This window comes from Pseudomonas sp. H3_D04, assembly GCF_054669175.1.
This window is the reverse complement of record NZ_CP162801.1, coordinates 5,413,651-5,436,234: the sequence shown is the minus strand read 5'-3', so window position 1 is coordinate 5,436,234 and position 22,584 is coordinate 5,413,651. Positions and strand designations below refer to the sequence as shown.

Below are 22,584 nucleotides of genomic sequence, written 5' to 3'. Positions count from 1 at the left end.
GTCAAAGATGTCCCAGGCTGAAAAAATCGTTATCGCCGACGCCCCGTTGCGTTGGCAGGATGTGGTTGCCGTCGCCCGTCATGGCGCTCAGCTTGAGCTGTCGGCCCAGGCCTGGGCGCGGATCGAGAATGCCCAGGCGATCGTCCAGCGCATCGTCGCCAGCGGCGAGCGAGCGTATGGCGTCAACACGGGCCTGGGTGCGTTGTGCAACGTCTCGCTCAAAGACGAACAACTGAGCCAGTTGTCGCGCAACACCTTGCTCAGCCACGCTTGTGGCGTCGGCGCTCCGCTGGCCGACGAGCAGACCCGTGCAATCATGTGCGCGGCGATCCGCAATTACAGCCATGGCAAATCCGGCATTCATCGCCGGGTGGTCGAAGCCCTCCTGGCGCTGCTCAATCGCGGCATCACCCCGCAAGTGCCGTCCCAGGGTTCGGTCGGTTACCTGACCCACATGGCGCACATCAGCATCGCGCTGTTGGGTGTCGGCAATGTCAGTTATCGCGGGCAGATCGTTTCCGCCCAGCAAGCCCTGGCCGAAGAAGGTCTGCAACCGGTTCAGCTGGGTGCCAAAGATGGCTTGTGCCTGGTCAACGGCACGCCGTGCATGTCCGGCCTCAGCTGTCTGGCGATTGCCGATGCGACGCGCCTGGTGCAATGGGCCGACGTGATCGGCGCCATGAGCTTCGAAGCCCAGCGTGGCCAGATCGCGGCGTTCGATGCCGAGATCATCGCGCTCAAACCGCATCCGGGCATGCAGCAGGTCGGCATCAATCTGCGAGCGTTGCTGGATGGCAGTGAAGTGATTGCATCGAGCAAAGGCATTCGCACGCAGGATGCGCTGAGCATCCGTTCAATCCCGCAAGTCCACGGTGCTGCACGGGATCAACTGACGCACGCGATCCGTCAGATCGAAACCGAACTCAACGGCTGTACCGACAACCCGTTGCTGCTGGGTACGCCAGACAACTTCCGTGTCATGTCCCAGGCCAACCCGCATGGCCAATCGGTCGCGCTGGCGGCGGACTTGCTGGCCATCGCCATGGCCGAAATCGGCTCCATCGCCGAGCGTCGCCTGGACCGCCTGATCAACCCGCACGTCAGTGGCCTGCCAGCGTTTTTGGTGGCCAACCCCGGGGTGAACTCCGGGATGATGATTGTCCAGTACGTCGCCGCGTCGCTGTGCGCGGAAAATCGCCAATTGGCGCAACCGGCCGTGCTCGACAACTACGTCACCTCGGGCTTGCAGGAAGACCACTTGAGCATGGGCACCAACGCGGCGCTGAAGCTGCATCGTGCCTTGGAAAACTGCACGCAGATCCTCGCCATCGAGTACCTGCTGGCGGCCCAGGCGTTTGAATTTCTCAAGGAACAGCGTTTTGGCGCTGGCACCGATGCCGCGTGGCGTCTGCTGCGTGAACGCGTCCCGGCCTATGACCAGGACCGCTGGCTGGCGCCGGACATCGCCGCCGCTGCCGGCTTGTTGAAAGATCCGATTTTGCTGCACAAGGCGTTACCGAACCTCAACTGATTCCTACATCAAACCAGCGTGCCAAGGCGCCAGCCCCCCACGAGGCGGGAAGCGACGGACAACGGACATTTCCGGAGCGTCTGGTTAGTTAACAAAAAGACTCTCAAAAGGAGAATAAAAGTGACTGCGCTAAATTTGATTCCCGGCCAACTGAGCCTTGCCCAACTGCGTGATATCTATCAGCAGCCGGTCAAAATCACCCTCGACAACAGTGCATCAAAGCAGATCGAAGCCAGCGTTGCCTGCGTGGAACAGATCCTCGCCGAGAACCGCACCGCCTACGGCATCAACACCGGTTTTGGCCTGCTGGCTTCGACCCGCATCGCCAGCGAAGACCTGGAAAACCTGCAGCGCTCGCTGGTGCTGTCCCATGCCGCCGGTGTCGGCGAGCCGATCAGCGACGCGCTGGTGCGGTTGGTCATGGTGCTCAAGGTCAACAGCCTGAGCCGTGGTTTCTCCGGCATTCGCCGCGTCGTGATTGACGCGTTGATCGCGCTGATCAACGCCGAGGTTTACCCGCACATTCCATTGAAAGGTTCAGTCGGTGCGTCCGGCGATTTGGCGCCTTTGGCGCACATGTCCCTGGTGTTGCTGGGTGAAGGCAAGGCCCGCTACAAAGGCGAGTGGATGGAAGCGACTGAAGCACTGAAAGTCGCCGGCCTGACGCCGTTGACCCTGGCGGCGAAAGAAGGCCTGGCGCTGCTCAACGGCACTCAGGTGTCGACCGCTTATGCGCTGCGCGGTCTGTTCGAAGGCGAAGATCTGTTCGCCGGTGCCGTGGCGATTGGTGCCCTGACGGTCGAAGCCGTGCTGGGTTCGCGTTCGCCGTTCGACGCCCGCATCCACGCCGCCCGTGGCCAGAAAGGCCAGATCGACGCCGCTGCCGCCTACCGTGATCTGCTGGGCGAGCGCAGTGAAGTATCCGACTCGCATCAGAACTGCGAAAAGGTCCAGGACCCGTACTCCCTGCGCTGCCAGCCGCAAGTCATGGGCGCCTGCCTGACTCAGTTCCGTCAGGCGGCCGAAGTGCTGGCCGTCGAAGCCAACGCCGTTTCCGATAACCCTCTGGTCTTCGCCGCTGAAGGCGATGTGATCTCCGGTGGTAACTTCCACGCCGAACCGGTGGCCATGGCCGCTGACAACATGGCCCTGGCCATCGCTGAAATCGGTTCCCTGAGCGAACGTCGCATCTCGCTGATGATGGACAAGCACATGTCGCAACTGCCGCCGTTCCTGGTAGCCAATGGCGGGGTGAACTCCGGTTTCATGATCGCCCAGGTGACTGCGGCGGCACTGGCTAGCGAGAACAAGGCGTTGTCCCATCCGCATTCGGTGGACAGCCTGCCGACTTCCGCGAACCAGGAAGACCACGTATCGATGGCACCGGCTGCCGGCAAGCGCTTGTGGGAAATGGCTGAAAACACGCGCGGTGTGTTGGCGGTGGAATGGTTGGCGGCGGTTCAGGGGCTGGATTTGCGTGAAGGTCTGAAGACTTCGGCGAAGCTGGAAAACGCCCGTGGGATTCTGCGTAAAGAAGTGCCGTTCTATGAGAAGGATCGCTTCTTTGCGCCGGACATCAATGCGGCGACTGAACTGTTGGCCACGCGTTGCCTGAATGAACTGGTGTCGGCCAGGCTTTTGCCGAGCCTTTAACCCCCACCCACCGATCGTTCCCACGCTCTGCGTGGGAATGCCGCCCGTGACGCTCCGCGTCACTGGACGCAGAGCGTCCCTAGAGGCATTCCCACGTGGAGCGTGGGAACGATCAAAGACGAGGAACTCGGGATGAAAACTCTCTGGCAACACTGCCACGTCGCAACCATGGCGCAAGGCGTCTACTCGATCATCGAGGATGCGGCCATCGTGACGTCCGGTGCGCACATTGAGTGGGTCGGCCCGCGCAGTGAACTGCCGTCGGGTGAGTACCCGGCGGTCAATGATTTGAAAGGGGCCTGGGTCACCCCGGGCCTGATCGACTGCCACACCCACACGGTGTTCGGCGGTAACCGCAGCGGTGAATTCGAACAGCGCCTGAAAGGTGTCAGCTACGCGGAAATTGCAGCAGCCGGTGGCGGCATCGCCAGCACCGTGCGCGCCACCCGTGCCGCGACCGAAGATGAGCTGTTCGCCAGCGCCGCCAAGCGTCTGAAAAGCCTGATGCGCGACGGCGTGACCACGGTCGAAATGAAATCCGGCTACGGCCTCGACCTGGCCAGTGAACGCAAGATCCTGCGAGTCATCCGTCGTCTCGGCGCCGAACTGCCGGTCAGCGTGCGCAGCACGTGCCTGGCCGCTCATGCGTTGCCACCGGAATATGCGGATCGCGCCGACGACTACATCGATCACATCTGCGCTGAAATGCTCCCGGCCCTGGCCGCCGAAGGGCTGGTGGATGCGGTGGACGCGTTCTGTGAATACCTGGCCTTTTCGCCGACACAGGTCGAGCGGGTGTTCATCACCGCACAAGAACTGGGTCTGCCGGTGAAGCTGCACGCCGAGCAATTGTCGTCGCTGCACGGTTCGAGCCTGGCGGCGCGTTACCACGCTCTGTCGGCCGATCACCTGGAATTCATGACCGAAGACGACGCCATCGCCATGGCCAGATCCGGCACCGTCGCGGTGCTGCTACCCGGTGCGTTTTACTTCCTGCGTGAAACCCAGTTGCCACCGATGGATGCCCTGCGCAAACACGGCGTGAAAATCGCCATCGCCAGCGACCTCAACCCCGGCACGTCACCGGCGCTGTCGTTGCGCTTGATGCTGAACATGGCCTGCACCTGTTTCCGCATGACCCCGGAAGAAGCCTTGGCGGGCGCGACCATTCATGCCGCCACCGCGCTGGGCATGGCTGACACTCACGGTTCGCTGGAAGCCGGCAAGGTCGCGGATTTCGTCGCCTGGCAAATCGATCGTCCCGCCGATCTGTCGTACTGGCTGGGCGGTGACCTGGAAAAACGCGTCGTGCGTCACGGCGTCGAAACGAGCGTTTAGGAGAGCAGTTGTGGATAAGGTTCTGAACTTCAAACAAGGTCGCGTGCCGCTGCTGATCAGCATGCCCCACGCCGGCCTGCGCCTGACTCCAGCGGTGGAAGCCGGGTTGATCCCCGATGCGCGCAGCCTGCCGGACACGGACTGGCACATTCCCCAACTTTATGAGTTCGCTGCCGAACTGGGCGCCAGTACATTGGCTGCCGAGTACTCGCGCTTCGTCATCGACTTGAACCGTCCGTCTGACGACAAGCCGCTGTATGTCGGCGCCACCACCGGTCTGTATCCGGCGACGCTGTTCGACGGCATTCCGTTGTTCCGTGAAGGGATGGAACCGTCGGCGGCGGAACGAGCAACATATCTGGAGCAGGTGTGGACGCCGTATCACACCACCCTGCAGAACGAACTGGCGCGACTCAAAGCCGAGTTCGGCTACGCGTTGCTGTTCGATGCGCATTCGATCCGCTCGATCATCCCGCACCTGTTCGACGGCAAGCTGCCGGACTTCAACCTCGGCACCTTCAACGGCGCCAGTTGCGATCCACAATTGGCCACTCAGCTGGAAGCGATCTGCGCCAGGCACACCGATTACAGCCACGTGCTGAACGGTCGCTTCAAGGGCGGCCACATCACCCGGCATTACGGCAACCCGGCCGAAAACATCCATGCGGTGCAACTGGAGCTAGGGCAGTGCACGTACATGGAAGAGTTTGAGCCGTTTCGCTATCGCCCGGACCTCGCGGCGCCGACGCAGGTTGTGCTCAAGGAATTGCTGCAAGGCCTGCTGGCCTGGGGCCAAAAGCACTACAACGCATAACCCTGTGGGAGCGCGCTTTTGTGGCGAGGGCGCTTGCTCCCGCTCGGCGGCGAAGCCGTCGTAAACCCGGCGAGTCGGGTGTATCTGATAACACTCGGTTGAATGGGTTGGGGACTGCTTCGCAACCCAGCGGGAGCAAGCTCCCTCGCCACAGAGTGGGGTTGGTCTCGATACCTGAGCGTAACGGTCGCCACCGTGCAAATCTCGGTCGCTACAGTTCGCTTTTACCCTCTCGACGCTGCGTAATGTGCTGGTCACGGTGCAAGAAGACACCGGCCCTCACAATAATCTGCCGCACGAGAACGCTCTCTATGACAAGCACCAAAGGTTTGTTCACCCGCTGTCTCTCAATCCTCTGCGGCACCGCTCTTCTGAGCACTAGCGTCCTGGCCAGTGACGACGCGTCCTGCAAGGCCGTGCGCATGGGCGTGGTCAACTGGACCGACGTGATCGCCACCAGCGGCATGGCTGACGTATTGCTCAACGGCCTCGGCTACGAAAGCAAGCAAACCAGCGCCGTGCAGCAAATCATCTTTGCCGGCATCCGCGACAAACGCCTCGATATCTTCCTCGGTTACTGGAAACCGGCGATGGACAAGAACATCGCGCCGTTCCTTGATGCCAAACAAGTGAAGGTCCTGGATAAGCCGAGCCTGGCCGACGCGCAGGCAACGCTCGCGGTGCCTCAGTACGTTGCGGACGCCGGGCTGAAAACCTTCGCCGACATCGCCAAGTTCAAAGACAAGCTCGGCGGCAAGATCTATGGCATCGAGCCCGGCAGTGGCGCCAACACCACGATCAAAACCATGATCGAGACCAATCACTTCGGCTTGAAAGACTTCAAGCTGATCGAGTCCGGTGAGGCCGGCATGCTCGCGGCCGTTCAGCGGGCGGTGAACCGTAAGGAGTTCGTGGTGTTCGTCGGTTGGACCCCGCACCCCATGAACATCAACATGAAAATCGCCTACCTGACCGGCAGCGAAGACGTTTATGGCCCCAACGAAGGCGCAGCGACGGTCTCGACTGTGACGTCCCCGGACTATGCCGAACGTTGCCCGAACGTGAACCGTTTGCTGGAGAACCTGACTTTCACCGCCGCCCAGGAAAGCCAGTTGATGGTGCCGATCATGGAGCGCAAGACGCCTCAGGACGTTGCCCGGCAATGGCTGCGTGATCATCCGGAGGATCTGCAGCGTTGGTTGGTGGGTGTCAGCAGTTTTGATGGCAAGGATGGCTTAGCCACCGTACAAGCCAGCCTGAAAAACTGATCACCTTTCCTTCGGCAAGTGCTGTCCTGTGGCGAGGGAGCTTGCTCCCGCTCGGCGGCGAAGCCGTCGTAAACCCGGCTGCTCGGGTGTATCTGATAAAACCCGATTGAATGGTTTGGGGGCTGCGGTGCAGCCCAGCGGGAGCAAGCTCCCTCGCCACAGAACCGGGTTCCCATTCCAAATCGCTGAACTAACTGGCACCAGACTTATGGCCTCTTATCCCTTATCTGAACAGATGACGGCGTTCGTCGAAAAAACTGTCAGCTTCAACAGCACCGACAGCAGCCTCGACGGTTTGCGCCAGGCCTACAGCGCGATGTGCCGGGCGTTCACTCCGCCACGTCCCGCCGGGCTCTACGTGGTCGATTTCGAGTTGGCCGGCGTGCCGGTGCGGTCTTATCAGCCGCCGGTTTCACCTCCGACCGGCGGTGGACCGTGCATCGTGTATCTGCATGGCGGTGGTTGGGTGGTAGGGGATCTGGAATCCCACGATTTCATCTGCGCCGAACTGGCGTCGACACTCGGCGCACTGGTGATCGCGGTCGATTACCGATTGGCGCCGGAACATCCTTTTCCGGCGGCGTTCAATGATTGCCTGGGAGTCTGGCGCGCGCTGCGAAGCGGACCTTTTCGGCTTGATCCCGGACGAACGCTGGTGGCGGGGGACAGTGCCGGTGGCAATCTGGCTGCTGCGTTGTGTCTGGCGCTGCGGGATGCGGGCGAGCCGGTCCCGGCGGCGCAGGTTTTGATCTATCCGGGACTGGGCGGCGATCGCTCGTTGCCGTCGCGTAGCGAATGCATCGACGCGCCATTGCTCGCCAGCAGCGATGTGGATTGTTATCACGCCTTGTACCTGCGCGGCACCCGACAGCCGGGCGCCTATGCCATGCCGTTGCTCGTCGAAGACTTTGGCGGGCTGCCGCCGGCATTGATTGCCGTGGCGCAATTCGATCCGCTGCGCGATGACGGCGTGCTCTATGCCGAGCATCTCCAGGCCGCGGGTGTGCCCACCACGCTTTACTATGGAAAAGGGCTGGTTCATGGCTGTTTGCGGGCCCGGGGCCAGGTCGCCGAGGTCGACTTGCTGTATGAAACGCTGCTCGGGTTTTTGGCTGACAGGTTATGACGCTGCAAGGGGCATGCTCATTGGCGTAATTCGGGTTTATGATGCCGGACGGCAGAATAATAGAAGTCCCCCCAGGGATGACCTCGACCCCTTACGGAGCGCGCAATGCAGACTTTGTACCCGCAGATCAAACCCCACGCCCGGCACGATCTGGCCGTCGATGAAACTCACACCCTGTATGTCGACGAAAGCGGTTCACCGGAAGGTTTGCCGGTGGTGTTCATCCACGGCGGCCCCGGTGCCGGGTGTGATGCCCAGAGTCGACGGTACTTCGATCCGAACATGTACCGCATCGTGACCTTCGACCAGCGCGGTTGCGGGCGTTCCACGCCCCACGCCAGTCTTGAAAACAACACCACCTGGGATCTGGTCGCCGACCTTGAGCGCATTCGCAAACACCTGGGCATCGAAAAATGGGTGCTGTTTGGCGGCTCTTGGGGCTCGACCCTGGCGCTGGCCTACGCGCAAACCCACCCGGAGCGTGTACACGGTCTGATCCTGCGCGGGATTTTTCTCTGCCGGCCGCAGGAAATCGAGTGGTTCTACCAGTGTGGCGCCAGCCGTCTGTTCCCCGATTACTGGCAGGACTATGTCGCGCCGATTCCATTGGATGAGCGCGGCGACTTGCTCAGCGCTTTCCACAAGCGCCTGACCGGCAACGATCAGATCGCCCAGATGCATGCGGCCAAGGCCTGGTCCACCTGGGAAGGCCGGACCGCGACCTTGCGTCCGAATCCGCTGGTGGTTGATCGCTTCTCCGAGCCGCAGCGCGCATTGTCCATCGCACGTATCGAATGTCACTACTTCACCAACAATGCCTTCCTCGAGCCGAACCAGCTGATTCGCGACATGGGCAAGATCGCCCATTTGCCTGGCGTGATCGTCCACGGTCGTTATGACGTGATCTGCCCACTGGACAACGCCTGGGAACTGCATCAGGCCTGGCCGAACAGTGAACTCCAGGTGATCCGCGACGCCGGCCACGCCGCGTCCGAGCCGGGCATCACCGATGCACTGGTGCGTGCCGCCGGGCAGATGGCTCGCCGCCTGCTCGACCTGCCGCCCGAAGAAGCATGAAAGGCCTGCTGCAACGCGTGCATGGCGCGCGAGTCGAGGTAGCGGGGGAAGTGGTGGGGGCGGTCGATCAGGGGTTGTTGGTGCTGGTGGCGGTAGAGCCCGAGGATACTCGTGCCAGCGCCGACAAACTTCTGCATAAACTGCTTAACTATCGAGTATTCAGTGACGCCGAGGGCAAGATGAATCTGTCTTTGGCGGATGTTGGCGGCGGGTTGCTGCTGGTCTCGCAGTTCACCCTGGCCGCAGACACCAAGAGCGGGTTGCGCCCGAGTTTTTCGACCGCTGCCCCTCCTGCCCTGGGCGAGGAGCTTTTCGACTATTTATTAAGCAAAGCGAAACAGGTGCATGGCACTGTGGCATCAGGTAGATTCGGCGCGGACATGCAGGTGCACCTGGTCAACGATGGCCCGGTCACCTTCCTGTTACAGACGTGAAAGCACTTGAAACATGTTTTTCAGGGCTTTTCGACTGAAAACAGGGGTTTTTCGCGATAAATACTTTGTTACCCCTGATGCGTTGTAACGCGGCCTACTAGATAATCGCGCGCTACGGGGATCAGCGTTCGTTGGTCCATTTTGACTTAGGTAGAGACTTGTCCGAGACCTGTTGGGGAATCATTTAGCCCCATAGGAGTCGGAACAATGCTCGCCAACCTGGCATATAGATAGCTGGCCGTTGGTTTTTTGATCTGTTTTCGGCGAGGGTTGCTCGTGATTGTTACTCCCTGTAATGCACCAAAATTGACTGCCAAACGGTTCCGAAGCGCTCTGGTAGCGGGCTCTGCACTGCTCTGCTTGCTCAGCGCCGGCCAGATTTGGGCATTCAATCTGGAGGATGTATCGGTCAAGGCGAAAGAGCTGGCCGGACAAAAATACGAAGCCCCGCGCAGTAACCTGCCGAACGAATTCCGCGAAATGAAATTCGCGGACTATCAAAAAATTCGTTTCCGCACTGAAAAAGCCGAGTGGGCCGATCAGAAAACCCCGTTCAAGCTTTCGTTCTATCACCAGGGCATGCACTTCGACACGCCGGTGAAAATCAACGAAATCACGGCCAACACCGTCGAAGAGATCAAATACGACCCAACTCGTTTCGATTTCGGCGATGTGAAGTTCGATCCTAAAGCTACCGAACAACTGGGTTATGCCGGTTTCCGTGTGCTTTACCCGATCAACAAGGCCGACAAGCAAGACGAAATCATGACCATGCTCGGCGCGAGCTACTTCCGCGTTGTCGGCAAGGGTCACACCTATGGCTTGTCCGCTCGCGGCATGGCCATCGATACCGCATTGCCGTCCGGCGAAGAATTCCCGCGCTTCACCGAATTCTGGATTCAACGGCCAAAACCGGGTGACAAACACCTGGTGATCTTCGCGCTGCTGGATTCGCCACGCGCCACCGGTGCTTATCGTCTGACCCTGCGTCCTGGCAGCGACACCATTGTCGACGTCAAGGCCCGCATGTTCCTGCGTGACAAGGTCACCAAGCTTGGCGTTGCGCCGCTGACCAGCATGTTCCTGTTCGGCGCCAACCAGCCGTCGAAAGTGCTGAACTACCGTCGTGAACTGCACGATTCCAGCGGTCTGTCGATTCATGCCGGCAACGGCGAATGGATCTGGCGTCCACTGAATAATCCAAAACACTTGGCCGTGAGCAACTACTCGATCGAAAACCCGCGTGGTTTCGGCTTGCTGCAACGTGGCCGCGACTTCAGCCACTATGAAGACCTCGACGACCGCTACGACAAGCGCCCAAGTGCCTGGATCGAACCAAAAGGCGATTGGGGCAAGGGTTCCGTCGATCTGGTAGAGATTCCGACTGCCGACGAAACCAACGACAATATCGTTGCGTTCTGGAGCCCGGAAAAACTGCCTGAGCCTGGTCAGCCGCTGGACGTCGCCTATCGCATGCACTGGACCATCGACGAAGCAGCCCTTCACGCACCGGACAGCGCCTGGGTCCAACAGACCCTGCGTTCCACGGGTGACGTGAAACAGTCCAACCTGATCCGTCAGCCGGATGGCAGCGTTGCCTATCTGGTGGACTTCGAAGGTCCGTCCCTGGCAGCGCTGCCGGAAACCGCGGACGTTCGCAGCCAGGTCAGCGTGGGCGACAATGCCGAGCTGGTCGAAAACAGCGTGCGCTACAACCCTGAAACCAAGGGCTGGCGCCTGACCCTGCGGATGAAAATCAAGGATCCGGGCAAGCCTACCGAGATGCGTGCGGCACTGGTTGAGAACATCGTGCCAGGCGACCTCGCCAAGAACTCGCTGCCAGTCTCCAACTCTTCGGTTGCCAAGGCCGATAAAGTGGCCGCCAAGCAACAAGAGAAGGCGGACAAGGAAGCCAAGGACGCCAAGCAAGCCGAAGCCAAGCAGGCCGACGCGAAGCCAGTTGCCGATACCAAGGAAAAGGACAAGGACAACAAAGACGCCAAGCAGCCTGTTGCTGCGGACGCGGCCCCAGCCACACCGGAATCGGCAGCGACGGAAGAAGTCCTGACCGAGACCTGGAGCTACCAGTTGCCTGCCGATGAGTAATTCTCAACTACAGCCAGAGACTCTTGCCGAGTATCTGGCGCATCTACCGATGACCGACCAGCAGCGCGCGGAACTCGCGGGCTGCCAGTCCTTCAGCGAATTGCACCAACGTCTGTCGTCTTCGACGTTCGACGCTCCGACCGAGGCTGCCCAAGCCTCGGTGGGCCGTCGCCTGACCCTGAGCACTGCTGAAGAACTGGAAGAAGCGGAAATGCTGGCGGTCGACGCCAGTGGTCGGGTTTGCCTCAAGGCCACCCCGCCGATCCGTCGGACCAAAGTCGTGCCGGAGCCGTGGCGCACCAACATTCTGGTGCGTGGCTGGCGGCGTCTGACCGGTCGCACCAATCCCCCGGCCCCGCCGAAAGACGAGAATGTGCTGCCGGCGGCTCGCTGGCGCACCGTCGGTTCGATCCGCCGTTACATTCTGCTGGTCCTGATGCTTGGCCAGACCATTGTCGCCGGCTGGTACATGAAAGGCATCATGCCGTACCAGGGCTGGTCGTTCGTCGACCTGAACGAGGTTCTGCACCAGCCGATCCTGAAAACCGTCACGCAAGTGCTGCCGTATGCGCTGCAAACCAGCATCCTGATTCTGTTCGGGATTCTGTTCTGCTGGGTCTCGGCCGGTTTCTGGACGGCGCTGATGGGCTTCCTCGAATTGCTCACTGGCCACGACAAATACCGGATCTCCGGTAAAAGTGCTGGCAACGAGCCAATTGCCAAGGACGCGCGCACTGCACTGGTGATGCCGATCTGCAACGAAGACGTGCCACGGGTGTTTGCCGGTTTGCGTGCGACCTTCGAGTCGGTTGCAGCCACGGGTGACCTGGATCGTTTCGACTTCTTCGTCCTCAGTGACAGTAATGACGCGGACATCTGCGTGGCCGAGCAGCAAGCCTGGCTGGACGTCTGCCGTGAAGCCAAGGGTTTCGGCAAGATTTTCTATCGCCGTCGTCGCCGTCGTGTGAAACGTAAAAGCGGCAACCTCGACGACTTCTGCCGTCGCTGGGGCGGCGACTACAAGTACATGGTCGTGCTCGACGCGGACTCCGTGATGAGCGGTGACTGCCTGACCAGCCTGGTGCGCTTGATGGAAGCCACGCCGGACGCCGGGATCATCCAGACCGCGCCGCGTGCGTCGGGCATGGACACCCTTTATGCGCGTATGCAGCAGTTTGCTACCCGCGTGTACGGTCCGTTGTTCACCGCCGGCCTGCACTTCTGGCAGTTGGGTGAATCCCACTACTGGGGCCACAACGCGATCATCCGCATGAAGCCGTTCATCGAGCACTGCGCCTTGGCGCCGTTGCCGGGTAAAGGTGCTTTTGCCGGTGCGATTCTGTCCCACGACTTCGTCGAAGCTGCGCTGATGCGCCGTGCCGGCTGGGGCGTGTGGATTGCCTACGATTTGCCGGGCAGCTACGAAGAACTGCCGCCGAACCTGCTGGACGAACTCAAGCGTGACCGTCGCTGGTGCCACGGTAACCTGATGAACTTCCGCCTGTTCCTGGTCAAGGGCATGCACCCGGTGCACCGTGCGGTGTTCCTGACCGGTGTGATGTCTTACCTGTCGGCGCCGTTATGGTTCTTCTTCCTGGTGTTGTCGACGGCGCTGCTGGCGGTCAACACCTTGATGGAACCGCAGTACTTCCTTGAGCCGCGTCAGCTCTATCCGCTGTGGCCACAATGGCACCCGGACAAAGCAATTGCGCTGTTCTCGACGACGATTGTGCTGTTGTTCCTGCCGAAGCTGTTGAGCATCATCCTGATCTGGGCCAAGGGCGCGAAAGAGTTCGGTGGCAAGTTCAAGGTGACCTTGTCGATGCTGCTGGAGATGCTGTTCTCCATGCTGCTGGCGCCGGTGCGGATGATTTTCCACACCCGTTTCGTCCTCGCCGCGTTCCTCGGCTGGGCCGCGACCTGGAATTCGCCACAACGTGACGACGACTCCACGCCATGGAGCGAAGCGGTCAAGCGCCACGGTCCGCAAACCTTGCTGGGCTTCTTCTGGGCCCTGCTGGTGGTCTGGCTGAACCCGAGCTTCCTGTGGTGGCTGGTGCCGATCGTCGGTTCGTTGATGCTGTCGATCCCGGTATCGGTGATTTCCAGTCGTGTCGGCCTGGGCCTCAAGTCCCGTGACGAAAGCCTGTTCCTGATCCCTGAGGAATACAATCCGCCGCAGGCGTTGCTGGCAACCGATCAGTACACCCACGAAAACCGTTGGCATGCACTGAACGACGGTTTCATCCGTGCGGTGGTCGATCCACAGCAGAACGCCTTGGCGTGCTCGCTGGCGACCTCGCGTCACGGTCAGGCCGAGCCGATCGAATGGTTGCGCATCGAGCGGGTGCGTCACGCATTAAAAGTCGGGCCTGACGGCCTGAACAACAATGAGCGTGTGCAATTGCTGAGCGACCCGGTGGCATTGGCTCGCTTGCATGAGCAGATCTGGAATGAAGGCCATCCCGAGTGGCTGGCGGCCTGGCGCAAATCGGTGAAAGCCGATCCCCATGCGCCGCTGCTACCGCTCAAACCACTGAGTGCGCAGCCTCAGTTGGCCTGACGAGAAACCCCGCGAAAGCGGGGTTTTTTTGCGCTGATGATCGTTCCCACACAGAGCGTGTGAACGATCAGCGTTAGAGCAACAATTCCTGCTTAAACCCTTGTGCAAACGGAGGCATGACCATGGTCTGCGTCACCCACGAGATGGGCTTTGCACGGGAAGTCGCGGATCGAGTGCTGTTCTTCGATCACGGCAAATTGCTGGAAGATGCCTTGCCGGCCGAGTTCTTCGATGCGCCGAAGGATCCGCGGGCGCAGGCCTTCTTGCGTCAGGTTTTGTAGCTTGAGCGCCTGTCGTGACGCCTTCGCGGGCAAGCCTCGCTCCTACAGTATTGTGTCGTGGCTCAATCGAGCGATACGCAAAGTCCTGTAGGCGCGAGGCTTGTCCGCGAAGGCATCACCTCGGTTTCAAACCTTGAACCTGCCCACCAGCATCTGCAGATGCGTCCCCAGGCGCGCCAGCTCGACGCTGGACGCCGCGGTCTCTTCACTGGCTGCCGAGGTCTGCTCGGACACATCGCGCACGTTCAGCACGCTCCGGTTGATCTCCTCGGCCACTGCGGTTTGCTGCTCGGCAGCGGCGGCAATCTGCTGGTTCATCGACTGAATCGCCGACACCGTGCGGGTGATGCTTTCCAGCGAGCTACCGGCGCGGCGGGTCAGTTCGACGCTGCTGTCGGTCAGGCTGCGGCTGTTGTCCATGATGGTCGCCACTTGCTGGGTGCCGGTTTGCAGGCCGACGATCAGCTCTTCGATTTCCTCGGTGGACTTCTGAGTGCGCTGGGCCAGGCTACGCACCTCGTCGGCGACCACCGCGAAACCACGTCCGGCCTCACCGGCACGGGCGGCTTCAATCGCGGCGTTGAGGGCCAAAAGGTTGGTTTGTTGGGCCACGGACTTGATCACGTCCAGCACGCTGCCGATCTTGTCGCTCTCGCGTTTCAGATCACCCATGGCCGCTGTGGAATTGCCGACCTCAAGGGCCAGGCGCTCGATCTGAGCGATGGCCTCTCCGACCACTTTGTCACCTTCGCGGGCCTGCTGATCGGCGGCGACGGCAGCTTCGGAGGCTTCTTCGGCGTTTCGCGCGACTTCCTGCACGGTGGCCGTCATTTCGTTCATTGCCGTGGCCACCTGATCGGTCTCGACCTTCTGGCTGTTGACCCCGGCGCTGGTCTGTTCGGTGACGGCGGACAGTTCTTCGGCGGCGCTGGCGATTTGCGTTACGCCATCGCTGATACCGCCGATCAGTTCGCGCAGGCCCAGAGTCATGTTCTGCATGGCACGCTGGAGCTGGCCCAATTCGTCGCGACGTTCAGAAACAAGGTTTTGCGTCAGGTCGCCAGCCGCCACGCGTTCGGCGACTTTGAGGGTCTGGTTCAGCGGAACCACGATCTGGCGAGTGATCGCCCATGCCGCCAGCAAGCCAAACGCCAGGGCCAGAACGGTGGCCATCAGCAGCAGGTTTTTGGCGTGTGCGGCGTCGCTGTCGCGGACGATGGTTTGTGACACGGTGAGTTTTTTACTGACGTCGAGCAAGATATCGCCTTGCGCGGCCATACGCTTGAGGGCGGCGGCGCTGGCCACTTGCGAGTCGCGGAACTGGCTGACGGCGGCGCGATAGGCCTTGAGCGAATCGCTGGCCTGCTGCAGGTTGGCAATGTGCTGTTCCGGCAGTTTGGAGGGCAGGCTTTCGAGGTTCTTCAGAGCGTTGTCGATGGCGTCCAGTGCAGGTTGCTCGGCCTCGGTCTTGCCGCTGTAGGTGTAGCCGCGCACCTGGAAGCGTGCCTGCTGAATCAGTTTGCTCAGGTCGATCACGCTGTTGAAGTCGGCGACGCTGTCGCCTTGCAGCATGGACTTTTCGACTTCAGCGACGCGGGCCACGGCGTTATCGGCGGTCGCGCCCAGTTTGCTGCGGGCGTCTTCGCGGTTGGCGCCGGCCTGGGTCATCGCGATGAAGGCTTGCTTGTACTGGCTGACGGCGGCCAGTTGCTGGTCGATCATCGCCGCATCAGCAGGCTGTTCGATCAATTTGCGTGCGGTTTGCAGGCCCGTGTCGAGTTGGCTCAACAGATCGTTGACGGCGCCCGGGCCTTGTTCGCCTCGGCGCATTTCGTAGTCCAGACGGGCCAGGCGCAGGTCTTTGGTCTGGTCGTTGAGGCTGGCAATGAACCCCAGCTTGTCGCCCCGGCTCATCACGCCCGTCAGGCCGGTCCAGGCAGTGAAGGTGATCAGCAGCGTCAGCAGCAGCACCAGACCGAAACCGATCCCCAGTTTGCGATTGACGCTTACGTTTCCCAGACTCTCGGTTAGCCAACGGTACATGCTGCTACTCCCTCGGACTACAAATTGGTTTTATGGGAGCTGTATCGGCCGGCGGCCGGGAATCTGTAGGTACAGCGCGGTATTCAGGTCGAGTAAATCCCTGTGGCGAGGGAGCTTGCTCCCGTCCGGCTGCGAAGCAGTCGCAAATCAGGTTGATACGGTTTTGCAGGAAAAAAGCGGAGGCCGCGGCGCGCCCAAACGGGAGCAAGCTCCCTCGCCACAGTGACCGTGCTTGATCTTAAAAGAGGCGGGCGAGCAGGGCGGTGACGGCGGTTTCGACGCGCAGGATGCGCTCGCCGAGTTGTACCGGTTGCAGGCCAGACTTGGCCAGCAGGTCGATTTCGTAAGGGATCCAGCCACCTTCGGGGCCGATGGCCAGGGTCACCGGTTCATTCAGGCCGCGAGGGCAGGGCGGGTAATTGCCCGGGTGACCCACCAGGCCGAGGGTGCCTTGAGAAATGGCCGGCAGCCGATCTTCGACGAACGGCTTGAAGCGCTTCTCGATGACGATTTCCGGCAGCACGCTGTCCCGGGCCTGTTCCAGGCCGAGGATCAATTGCTCGCGAATCGCTTCAGGTTCCAGAAACGGCGTCTGCCAGAAGCTCTTCTCGACGCGATAGCTGTTCACCAGGATGATTCGTGGCACACCCATGGCCGCCACGGTCTGAAACACCCTGCGCAGCATTTTCGGCCGTGGCAGGGCCAATATCAGTGTCAGGGGCAGCTTGGTCGGCGGCGGCTGGTCAAGGGTGACGCGCAATTCTGCTTCATCAGCGTCCAGGCGCAGCACTTCGGCTGCACCCATCAGGCCGCCGATACGCCCGACGCGCATGCTGTCACCCACTTCACAGCGGTGGACTTCCTGCATGTGCGTCAACCGGCGATCACGCAGGATCACCCGGTCGGCCGCAATGAAATCGGCCTCTTCGAGGAGCAGCAGGTTCACGGCTGGGTCGCTGGCGGCTGGTCGTTGTGATCGTCTGCCGGCTGGTTGTCCGGCTGATCGTCTGGATGATCGCTGCGCTTGCTGATCAGACCGCCGAACAGGATGCCGATCTCGAACAACAGCCACATCGGTACAGCCAACAGCGTCTGCGAGAAGATGTCCGGTGGTGTCAGGATCATGCCGACCACGAAGCAGCCGATGATCACGTAGGGGCGGATTTTCTTCAGGTATTTGACGTCGACCACGCCGATCCATACCAGCAGCACCACAGCCACCGGGATCTCGAACGCCACGCCGAAGGCAAAGAATAGCGTCATGACGAAGTCGAGGTAGCTGCTGATGTCAGTCATCATTTCCACGCCGGCCGGGGTGGCAGCGGCGAAGAATTTGAAGATCAGCGGGAACACCAGGTAATAGGCGAATGCCATGCCGGCATAGAACAGCATGATGCTGGACACCAGCAACGGCACGGCGATGCGCTTCTCATGCTTGTACAGCCCCGGCGCGATGAAGCCCCAGATCTGATGCAGGATCACCGGGATTGCCAGGAACAGCGAGACCATCATGGTCAGCTTCAATGGCGTCAGGAACGGCGACGACACGTCAGTGGCGATCATCGTTGCGCCCACGGGCAAATACTGGCGCAGCGGCGTCGAAACGAAGGTATAGATCTGCTGGGTGAAGGCGAACAACCCGGCGAAGATGATGAAGATCGCCGCTACGCAACGCAGCAGGCGGGTACGCAACTCGGTGAGGTGCGAAACCAGCGGCATGTGCTGGTCGTTTTCAGGAAGATCGCTCATGGGGCTCGCGGCGCCAGTGTTGGGTCATGAGGGGCCGGCGCAACAGGCGCAGCCGCAGGCGTGGCAGGTTCAACCGGTGGCGTTGCAACAACGGGTGCAGGTGCTTCTACGGCGACGACAGGTGCTGGCTCGGCGGCGGCATGAATCGTTTGCTCCGCGATCGGTTCAACAGGCTGAACGGGCGTGGCCTCCTGCTGGGTCGGCGTGAAAATCTTCCGCGCCTCCTGTTCCAGCGACAGGATGTGCTCGTTGTGCAGTTGCCGACGAATCTCGTCGGCACCGATTTCACGTTCAACTTCCTGTTTGATCGCGTTGAAGCTGCGCTTCAGACGACCGACCCACAGGCCGGCGGTGCGCGCAGCGCCCGGCAGGCGCTCGGGGCCCAGCACTAGCAGGGCGACGAGGCCGACGAGCAGCAGTTCAGAGAAGCTGATACCAAACATTAGTCAGTGCTCACACGTCTTTGCGGATCGGCTCTTCGACTTTTTGCGCCTGCACGTCGATGGTGTGCGGCTGGTTCACGGACTGCGTGGTCTGTGGCTGAACAGGTGGAACCGGTTGCGCCGGAGTCACGGTAGGATCGGCCGGTTTCTCGTCATCGTTCATGGCTTTCTTGAAACCCTTGATCGACTCGCCCACGTCAGTGCCGAGGTTTTTCAGTTTCTTGGTGCCGAACACCAGCACGACAACAACCAGGATGACGATCCAGTGTTTCCAGTCAAAAATGCCCATGTTGCTGCTCCTCTCTAATAGTTGTTCAGGCGGACGGACGCGAGGCTTTCTCGGCGTGTCCGGACAGACCGAAACGACGGTCCAGTTCATCGAGTACAGCCTGTGGATGCTGCCCCAGTTGGGCGAGCATGACCATGCTGTGGAACCACAGGTCGGCGGTCTCGTAGATCACATCGCTGCAGTCGCCGCTGATGGCGGCATCCTTGGCGGCAATGATGGTTTCGACCGACTCTTCGCCGACTTTTTCCAGAATCTTGTTCAAGCCCTTGTGGTACAGGCTGGCGACATACGAGCTGTCAGCGGCAGCGCCTTTGCGCTCTTCCAGCACCTCGGCCAGACGGGTCAGGGTGTCACTCATGGCTGTGTCCTGCGGAATAAATGGCGTGCGGGTCCTTGAGCACGGGATCGACGGTTTTCCAGTCGCCGTTCTCGAAGACGCGGTAGAAGCAGCTCTGCCGACCGGTATGGCAGGCAATGTCGCCGATCTGCTCGACCATCAGGATGATCACGTCAGCGTCACAGTCCAGGCGCATCTCATGCAGCGTTTGCACGTGGCCGGACTCCTCGCCCTTGCGCCACAGCTTGCCACGGGAACGTGACCAGTAAATGGCACGGTTCTCGGCAGCGCTCAGTTCCAGTGATTCGCGGTTCATCCAGGCCATCATCAGGACGCGCCCGGTCTTGTGATCCTGGGCAATCGCCGGCACCAGGCCGTCTGCGTCCCACTTGATCTCGTCCAGCCAGTTTTTCATCTTCGACTCCGACAGCGGGTTCCACACTTCATGAGCAGAACCCAAGCGTTCAAACAGTGTGCCAGCGTGCGGGGGCGCTGGCTATCGGCGAACGACCAGATACAAACCGACGGCCACCATGATTCCGGCCGGCCAATGACCCATATCGCTCAATGGCCCGCCGGCCAGCAGAATGGCGCCGCCCGCCAGGTGAGCGCAGCCGAGCAGGCGCAGGAACCAGTCGTCCTTGCGCTTGTGCCACGGTGGCGGGGGATCGTTGGCGTGGGGCTGGGACATGCGTTCGAGCAGGTCACGGGCCATGTTGGCCAGGTGCGGAATCTGTTCGAACTGGCTCTGCACGTTGCCGAGCAAGGCTTTGGGGCTGACGCGCTCACGCATCCAGCGTTCGAGGAACGGCTGGGCGGTGTTCCACAGATCGAGATCCGGGTACAGCTGACGGCCGAGGCCTTCGATGTTCAGCAAGGTTTTTTGCAGCAACACGAGTTGCGGCTGCACTTCCATGTTGAAGCGGCGAGCGGTCTGGAACAGGCGCATCAGCACTTGGCCGAATGAAATATCTTTTAACGGTTTTTCGAAGATCGGCTCGCACACGGTGCGGATCGCTGCCTCGAATTCGTTGAGCTTGGTTTCTGCCGGTACCCAGCCCGAATCGATGTGCAATTGCGCCACACGACGGTAGTCACGCTTGAAGAACGCGAACAGGTTACGCGCCAGGTAATCCTGATCTTCAGGGGTCAGGCTGCCGACGATGCCGCAGTCGATCGCAATGTATTGCGGGCTCCACGGGTTGACGGTGCTGACAAAGATGTTGCCCGGGTGCATGTCGGCGTGGAAGAAACTGTCGCGGAACACTTGGGTGAAGAAGATTTCCACACCCCGTTCGGCGAGCATCTTCATGTCGGTGCGCTGGTCGGCCAGGGTCGCGAGGTCGGTGACCTGAATCCCGTAGATGCGCTCCATTACCAGCACTTTCGGCCGGCACCAGTCCCAATAGACTTGTGGCACATACAGCAGCGGCGAGCCTTCGAAGTTGCGCTTCAACTGGCTGGCATTGGCCGCTTCGCGCAGTAGGTCGAGTTCGTCGTAGATGGTTTTTTCGTAGTCCTGGACCACGTCCACCGGGTGCAGCAAACGTGCATCGGCCGAGAGTTTTTCGGCGGCGCGGGCGAGGATGAACAGCCACGCCAGGTCCTGGGCAATGATCGGTTTCAGGCCCGGGCGTATCACCTTGACCACCACTTCTTCGCCGGTCTTCAGTTGCGCGGCATGCACCTGCGCCACCGAGGCTGAGGCCAGCGGTTCGACGTCGAAACGGCTGAACACTTCACTGATCTTTTTGCCGAGCTGCTCTTCGATCAGGTTGACCGACACTTGCGAGTCGAACGGCGGCACACGGTCCTGCAGCTTCATCAACTCATCGGCGATGTCTTCGGGCAACAGGTCGCGGCGCGTCGAAAGGATCTGCCCGAACTTGATGAAAATCGGCCCAAGGTCCTGCAACGCCAGGCGCAATCGCGCACCACGGCTCAGGTCCAGCGTCTTGCGCGGGAACCAGCGCCACGGCAAGGCGTAGCGCAGCGCCAGGAGAAACCAGGGCAGCGGCAGGGCGAACAGCAGGTCATCGAGGCGGTAGCGAATCACAACGCGCTGGATGCGCAACAAACGGCGGACGGCAAGCAGCTTCATGCGTTATCGCTTGGGTCGAGGGATCGGGAAAGGCGCTCGAAACGCGCCTCGAGACGTTCCAGATCGAGCTTGATCTGGTCCAGTTCACTGAAACGGGCTTCGGCTTCGCGCTGACCGACGAGGGTGCGCGATTCTTCGGCCAGGTATTCGCCAAGATTCTGATTCAGGCTGGCGAAACCTTGCTGATACCAGCGTGCGCGGCTGCGCAGGTGACCTCCGACCAGTTGCGTGGCGACCGGGCCGAGCCAGCGCGAGAGTTCGTACTCCCAGTCCAGCTCAAGGTCCTGAAGGATCGCCGCCAGCTCCAGCAGCACGCCGCTGTCACCGTCGAGCTCGACTTCAGGGCCATGCAGCACCGAGGTCTTTTCCTTGCTCATCGCCAGTTTCAACAGGCTGGAGGCCGGTGCACGCAACGTGCAGTCAGCGCCGGTTTCCCAGTGGGAAGCGAGCATCAGGCCTTCGTCGCTGGGCAGGATGAACAGTTGCAGCGCCGGGCTGCGGCAGTCGACGGCAATCACCCTGCCGCTCAAATGCGCCAGTCGCGGTAGCGCCGTGCTGTCGAGACGCAGCACCCGGTTCAGACCGAGTTCAACGCTGGCGAGCAGGCCGGCCAGCAACATCAGGGTTTGATGCCGCGGTGCAGGGCGACGATGCCTGCGGTCATGTTGTGGTAGGTCACGCGGTCGAAACCGGCCTCGACCATCATCGACTTCAGGGTTTCCTGATTCGGGTGCATGCGGATCGATTCGGCCAGGTAGCGATAGCTTTCCGAGTCGTTGGTGATCAGCTTGCCCATCAACGGCATGAAGGCGAACGAGTAGGCGTCGTAGGCTTTGGACATCAGCGCATTGGTCGGCTTGGAGAATTCCAGCACCAGCAAACGGCCGCCCGGTTTCAGTACTCGCAGCATCGAGCGCAGGGCGTCTTCTTTATGGGTCACGTTGCGCAGACCGAACGCGATGGTCACGCAGTCAAAATGGTTGTCCGGGAACGGCAGCTTTTCAGCGTCGGCCTGAACGAACTCGACATTGCCGGCCACACCCAGATCCAGCAGGCGGTCACGACCGACCTTGAGCATGGACTCGTTGATGTCGGCCAACACCACCTGGCCGGTCGGGCCAACGAGGTGCGAGAACTTCTTGGTCAGGTCGCCTGTGCCGCCGGCGATGTCCAGCACGCGGTTACCGGTGCGAACACCCGACAGCTCGATCGCAAAACGCTTCCACAGACGGTGCATGCCGCCCGACAGGAGGTCGTTCATCAAGTCGTACTTGGCGGCTACCGAGTGGAAAACCTCAGCGACTTTTTCCGCTTTCTGGCTTTCCGGTACGTTTTTGAAGCCGAAGTGAGTGGTGGGTTCGGCATCGCTGCCTTTGCGCTGATCAGTCATATCGCTGTCACCAAAAGAGAATGCGGGACATTCTAATCCCG

20 protein-coding genes and 2 pseudogenes are annotated in these 22,584 nt (G+C 60.8%); 11 read left to right on the top strand and 11 right to left on the bottom strand.

Annotated features, from left to right (window positions below; all coding sequences use genetic code 11):
* The first annotated feature begins 7 nt into the window (after nt 1–7).
* The 11 genes and pseudogenes from hutH (AB4N91_RS24990) to AB4N91_RS24940 all read left to right on the top strand — a co-directional run.
* A complete protein-coding gene (hutH, locus tag AB4N91_RS24990; protein ID WP_460111855.1) occupies nt 8–1,531 on the top strand; it encodes a histidine ammonia-lyase in 1,524 nt (507 codons plus the stop codon).
* A gap of 120 nt (nt 1,532–1,651) precedes the next feature.
* Complete coding sequence (gene hutH / locus AB4N91_RS24985; protein ID WP_010464511.1) at nt 1,652–3,184, top strand: histidine ammonia-lyase; 1,533 nt, start codon at nt 1,652–1,654, stop codon at nt 3,182–3,184.
* Nucleotides 3,185–3,316: 132 nt separating this feature from the next.
* Entirely contained in the window at nt 3,317–4,522 is a 1,206-nt protein-coding gene (gene hutI, locus AB4N91_RS24980) for an imidazolonepropionase (RefSeq protein ID WP_172792056.1), read from the top strand.
* A gap of 10 nt (nt 4,523–4,532) precedes the next feature.
* Nucleotides 4,533–5,336: an N-formylglutamate deformylase gene (hutG, locus tag AB4N91_RS24975; protein WP_010464507.1), complete on the top strand. Its 804-nt coding sequence runs from the start codon at nt 4,533–4,535 to the stop codon at nt 5,334–5,336.
* A 311-nt stretch (nt 5,337–5,647) separates the two neighbouring features.
* The gene (locus tag AB4N91_RS24970) at nt 5,648–6,604 is read left to right on the top strand and encodes a choline ABC transporter substrate-binding protein (RefSeq protein ID WP_010464505.1); all 957 of its coding nucleotides are present in this window, start codon (nt 5,648–5,650) and stop codon (nt 6,602–6,604) included.
* 208 nt (nt 6,605–6,812) lie between these two features.
* The gene (locus AB4N91_RS24965; RefSeq protein WP_042932444.1) at nt 6,813–7,730 is read left to right on the top strand and encodes an alpha/beta hydrolase; all 918 of its coding nucleotides are present in this window, start codon (nt 6,813–6,815) and stop codon (nt 7,728–7,730) included.
* Between the two features lie 105 nt (nt 7,731–7,835).
* Nucleotides 7,836–8,807, top strand: coding sequence for a prolyl aminopeptidase (gene pip, locus AB4N91_RS24960; RefSeq protein WP_010464501.1), 972 nt, complete (start codon nt 7,836–7,838; stop codon nt 8,805–8,807).
* Nucleotides 8,804–9,241 (top strand): D-aminoacyl-tRNA deacylase, encoded by a 438-nt coding sequence (dtd, locus tag AB4N91_RS24955; protein WP_010464499.1) that lies wholly within the window; start codon nt 8,804–8,806, stop codon nt 9,239–9,241. Before pip ends, dtd begins: the two co-directional genes overlap by 4 nt.
* Nucleotides 9,242–9,517: 276 nt before the next feature.
* A complete protein-coding gene (locus AB4N91_RS24950; RefSeq protein ID WP_010464497.1) occupies nt 9,518–11,347 on the top strand; it encodes a glucan biosynthesis protein G in 1,830 nt (609 codons plus the stop codon).
* Nucleotides 11,340–13,910: a glucans biosynthesis glucosyltransferase MdoH gene (gene mdoH, locus AB4N91_RS24945; RefSeq protein ID WP_010464496.1), complete on the top strand. Its 2,571-nt coding sequence runs from the start codon at nt 11,340–11,342 to the stop codon at nt 13,908–13,910. The genes AB4N91_RS24950 and mdoH overlap by 8 nt, the downstream gene beginning before the upstream one ends.
* A 113-nt stretch (nt 13,911–14,023) precedes the next feature.
* Nucleotides 14,024–14,191, top strand: a pseudogene (locus AB4N91_RS24940) (peptide ABC transporter ATP-binding protein); the annotation flags it as partial.
* A 126-nt stretch (nt 14,192–14,317) separates the two neighbouring features.
* On the opposite strand, the gene AB4N91_RS24935 reads toward AB4N91_RS24940, so the two are convergent.
* The 11 genes and pseudogenes from AB4N91_RS24935 to ubiE all read right to left on the bottom strand — a co-directional run bounded on the left by AB4N91_RS24935 (nt 14,318) and on the right by ubiE (nt 22,543).
* A complete protein-coding gene (locus AB4N91_RS24935) occupies nt 14,318–15,022 on the bottom strand; it encodes a methyl-accepting chemotaxis protein (protein WP_371918554.1) in 705 nt (234 codons plus the stop codon).
* 201 nt (nt 15,023–15,223) lie between these two features.
* Nucleotides 15,224–16,105: pseudogene (locus tag AB4N91_RS24930) on the bottom strand (methyl-accepting chemotaxis protein); the annotation flags it as partial.
* 367 nt (nt 16,106–16,472) lie between these two features.
* A complete protein-coding gene (locus tag AB4N91_RS24925; protein WP_010464490.1) occupies nt 16,473–17,180 on the bottom strand; it encodes a 16S rRNA (uracil(1498)-N(3))-methyltransferase in 708 nt (235 codons plus the stop codon).
* Nucleotides 17,177–17,983 carry a twin-arginine translocase subunit TatC gene (gene tatC / locus AB4N91_RS24920; RefSeq protein WP_460111854.1) on the bottom strand — a complete coding sequence of 269 codons (807 nt, stop codon included), beginning with the start codon at nt 17,981–17,983 and terminating at the stop codon, nt 17,177–17,179. The genes AB4N91_RS24925 and tatC overlap by 4 nt, the downstream gene beginning before the upstream one ends.
* Entirely contained in the window at nt 17,980–18,426 is a 447-nt protein-coding gene (gene tatB / locus AB4N91_RS24915; protein ID WP_010464485.1) for a Sec-independent protein translocase protein TatB, read from the bottom strand. The genes tatC and tatB overlap by 4 nt, the downstream gene beginning before the upstream one ends.
* 10 nt (nt 18,427–18,436) lie before the next feature.
* On the bottom strand, nt 18,437–18,715 hold the full coding sequence (locus AB4N91_RS24910; RefSeq protein WP_010464483.1) for a twin-arginine translocase TatA/TatE family subunit: 279 nt from the start codon (nt 18,713–18,715) through the stop codon (nt 18,437–18,439).
* A 25-nt stretch (nt 18,716–18,740) separates the two neighbouring features.
* Nucleotides 18,741–19,073, bottom strand: a complete 333-nt coding sequence (locus AB4N91_RS24905; RefSeq protein ID WP_008047820.1) for a phosphoribosyl-ATP diphosphatase — start codon at nt 19,071–19,073, stop codon at nt 18,741–18,743.
* Nucleotides 19,066–19,467, bottom strand: coding sequence for a phosphoribosyl-AMP cyclohydrolase (gene hisI, locus AB4N91_RS24900; RefSeq protein WP_010464478.1), 402 nt, complete (start codon nt 19,465–19,467; stop codon nt 19,066–19,068). The genes AB4N91_RS24905 and hisI overlap by 8 nt, the downstream gene beginning before the upstream one ends.
* A gap of 81 nt (nt 19,468–19,548) precedes the next feature.
* Nucleotides 19,549–21,153, bottom strand: coding sequence for a ubiquinone biosynthesis regulatory protein kinase UbiB (ubiB, locus tag AB4N91_RS24895; RefSeq protein ID WP_010464476.1), 1,605 nt, complete (start codon nt 21,151–21,153; stop codon nt 19,549–19,551).
* Nucleotides 21,150–21,773 (bottom strand): ubiquinone biosynthesis accessory factor UbiJ, encoded by a 624-nt coding sequence (locus AB4N91_RS24890; RefSeq protein ID WP_010464473.1) that lies wholly within the window; start codon nt 21,771–21,773, stop codon nt 21,150–21,152. The genes ubiB and AB4N91_RS24890 overlap by 4 nt, the downstream gene beginning before the upstream one ends.
* On the bottom strand, nt 21,773–22,543 hold the full coding sequence (gene ubiE / locus AB4N91_RS24885; protein ID WP_007948968.1) for a bifunctional demethylmenaquinone methyltransferase/2-methoxy-6-polyprenyl-1,4-benzoquinol methylase UbiE: 771 nt from the start codon (nt 22,541–22,543) through the stop codon (nt 21,773–21,775). The genes AB4N91_RS24890 and ubiE overlap by 1 nt, the downstream gene beginning before the upstream one ends.
* Nucleotides 22,544–22,584 lie beyond the last annotated feature (41 nt).

What these genes read in the sequence shown, in the direction of transcription:
- hutI (WP_172792056.1), top strand. Translation starts at nt 3,317, where the DNA reads ATGAAAACTCTCTGGCAACACTGCCACGTCGCAACCATGGCGCAAGGC.
- AB4N91_RS24890 (WP_010464473.1), bottom strand. Translation starts at nt 21,773, where the DNA reads ATGTTGCTGGCCGGCCTGCTCGCCAGCGTTGAACTCGGTCTGAACCGG.
- ubiE (WP_007948968.1), bottom strand. Translation starts at nt 22,543, where the DNA reads ATGACTGATCAGCGCAAAGGCAGCGATGCCGAACCCACCACTCACTTC.
- hutH (WP_460111855.1), top strand. Translation starts at nt 8, where the DNA reads ATGTCCCAGGCTGAAAAAATCGTTATCGCCGACGCCCCGTTGCGTTGG.
- dtd (WP_010464499.1), top strand. Translation starts at nt 8,804, where the DNA reads ATGAAAGGCCTGCTGCAACGCGTGCATGGCGCGCGAGTCGAGGTAGCG.
- AB4N91_RS24905 (WP_008047820.1), bottom strand. Translation starts at nt 19,073, where the DNA reads ATGAGTGACACCCTGACCCGTCTGGCCGAGGTGCTGGAAGAGCGCAAA.
- pip (WP_010464501.1), top strand. Translation starts at nt 7,836, where the DNA reads ATGCAGACTTTGTACCCGCAGATCAAACCCCACGCCCGGCACGATCTG.
- AB4N91_RS24965 (WP_042932444.1), top strand. Translation starts at nt 6,813, where the DNA reads ATGGCCTCTTATCCCTTATCTGAACAGATGACGGCGTTCGTCGAAAAA.
- mdoH (WP_010464496.1), top strand. Translation starts at nt 11,340, where the DNA reads ATGAGTAATTCTCAACTACAGCCAGAGACTCTTGCCGAGTATCTGGCG.
- tatC (WP_460111854.1), bottom strand. Translation starts at nt 17,983, where the DNA reads ATGAGCGATCTTCCTGAAAACGACCAGCACATGCCGCTGGTTTCGCAC.
- tatB (WP_010464485.1), bottom strand. Translation starts at nt 18,426, where the DNA reads ATGTTTGGTATCAGCTTCTCTGAACTGCTGCTCGTCGGCCTCGTCGCC.
- AB4N91_RS24935 (WP_371918554.1), bottom strand. Translation starts at nt 15,022, where the DNA reads ATGACGGCCACCGTGCAGGAAGTCGCGCGAAACGCCGAAGAAGCCTCC.
- ubiB (WP_010464476.1), bottom strand. Translation starts at nt 21,153, where the DNA reads ATGAAGCTGCTTGCCGTCCGCCGTTTGTTGCGCATCCAGCGCGTTGTG.
- AB4N91_RS24910 (WP_010464483.1), bottom strand. Translation starts at nt 18,715, where the DNA reads ATGGGCATTTTTGACTGGAAACACTGGATCGTCATCCTGGTTGTTGTC.
- hisI (WP_010464478.1), bottom strand. Translation starts at nt 19,467, where the DNA reads ATGAAAAACTGGCTGGACGAGATCAAGTGGGACGCAGACGGCCTGGTG.
- AB4N91_RS24970 (WP_010464505.1), top strand. Translation starts at nt 5,648, where the DNA reads ATGACAAGCACCAAAGGTTTGTTCACCCGCTGTCTCTCAATCCTCTGC.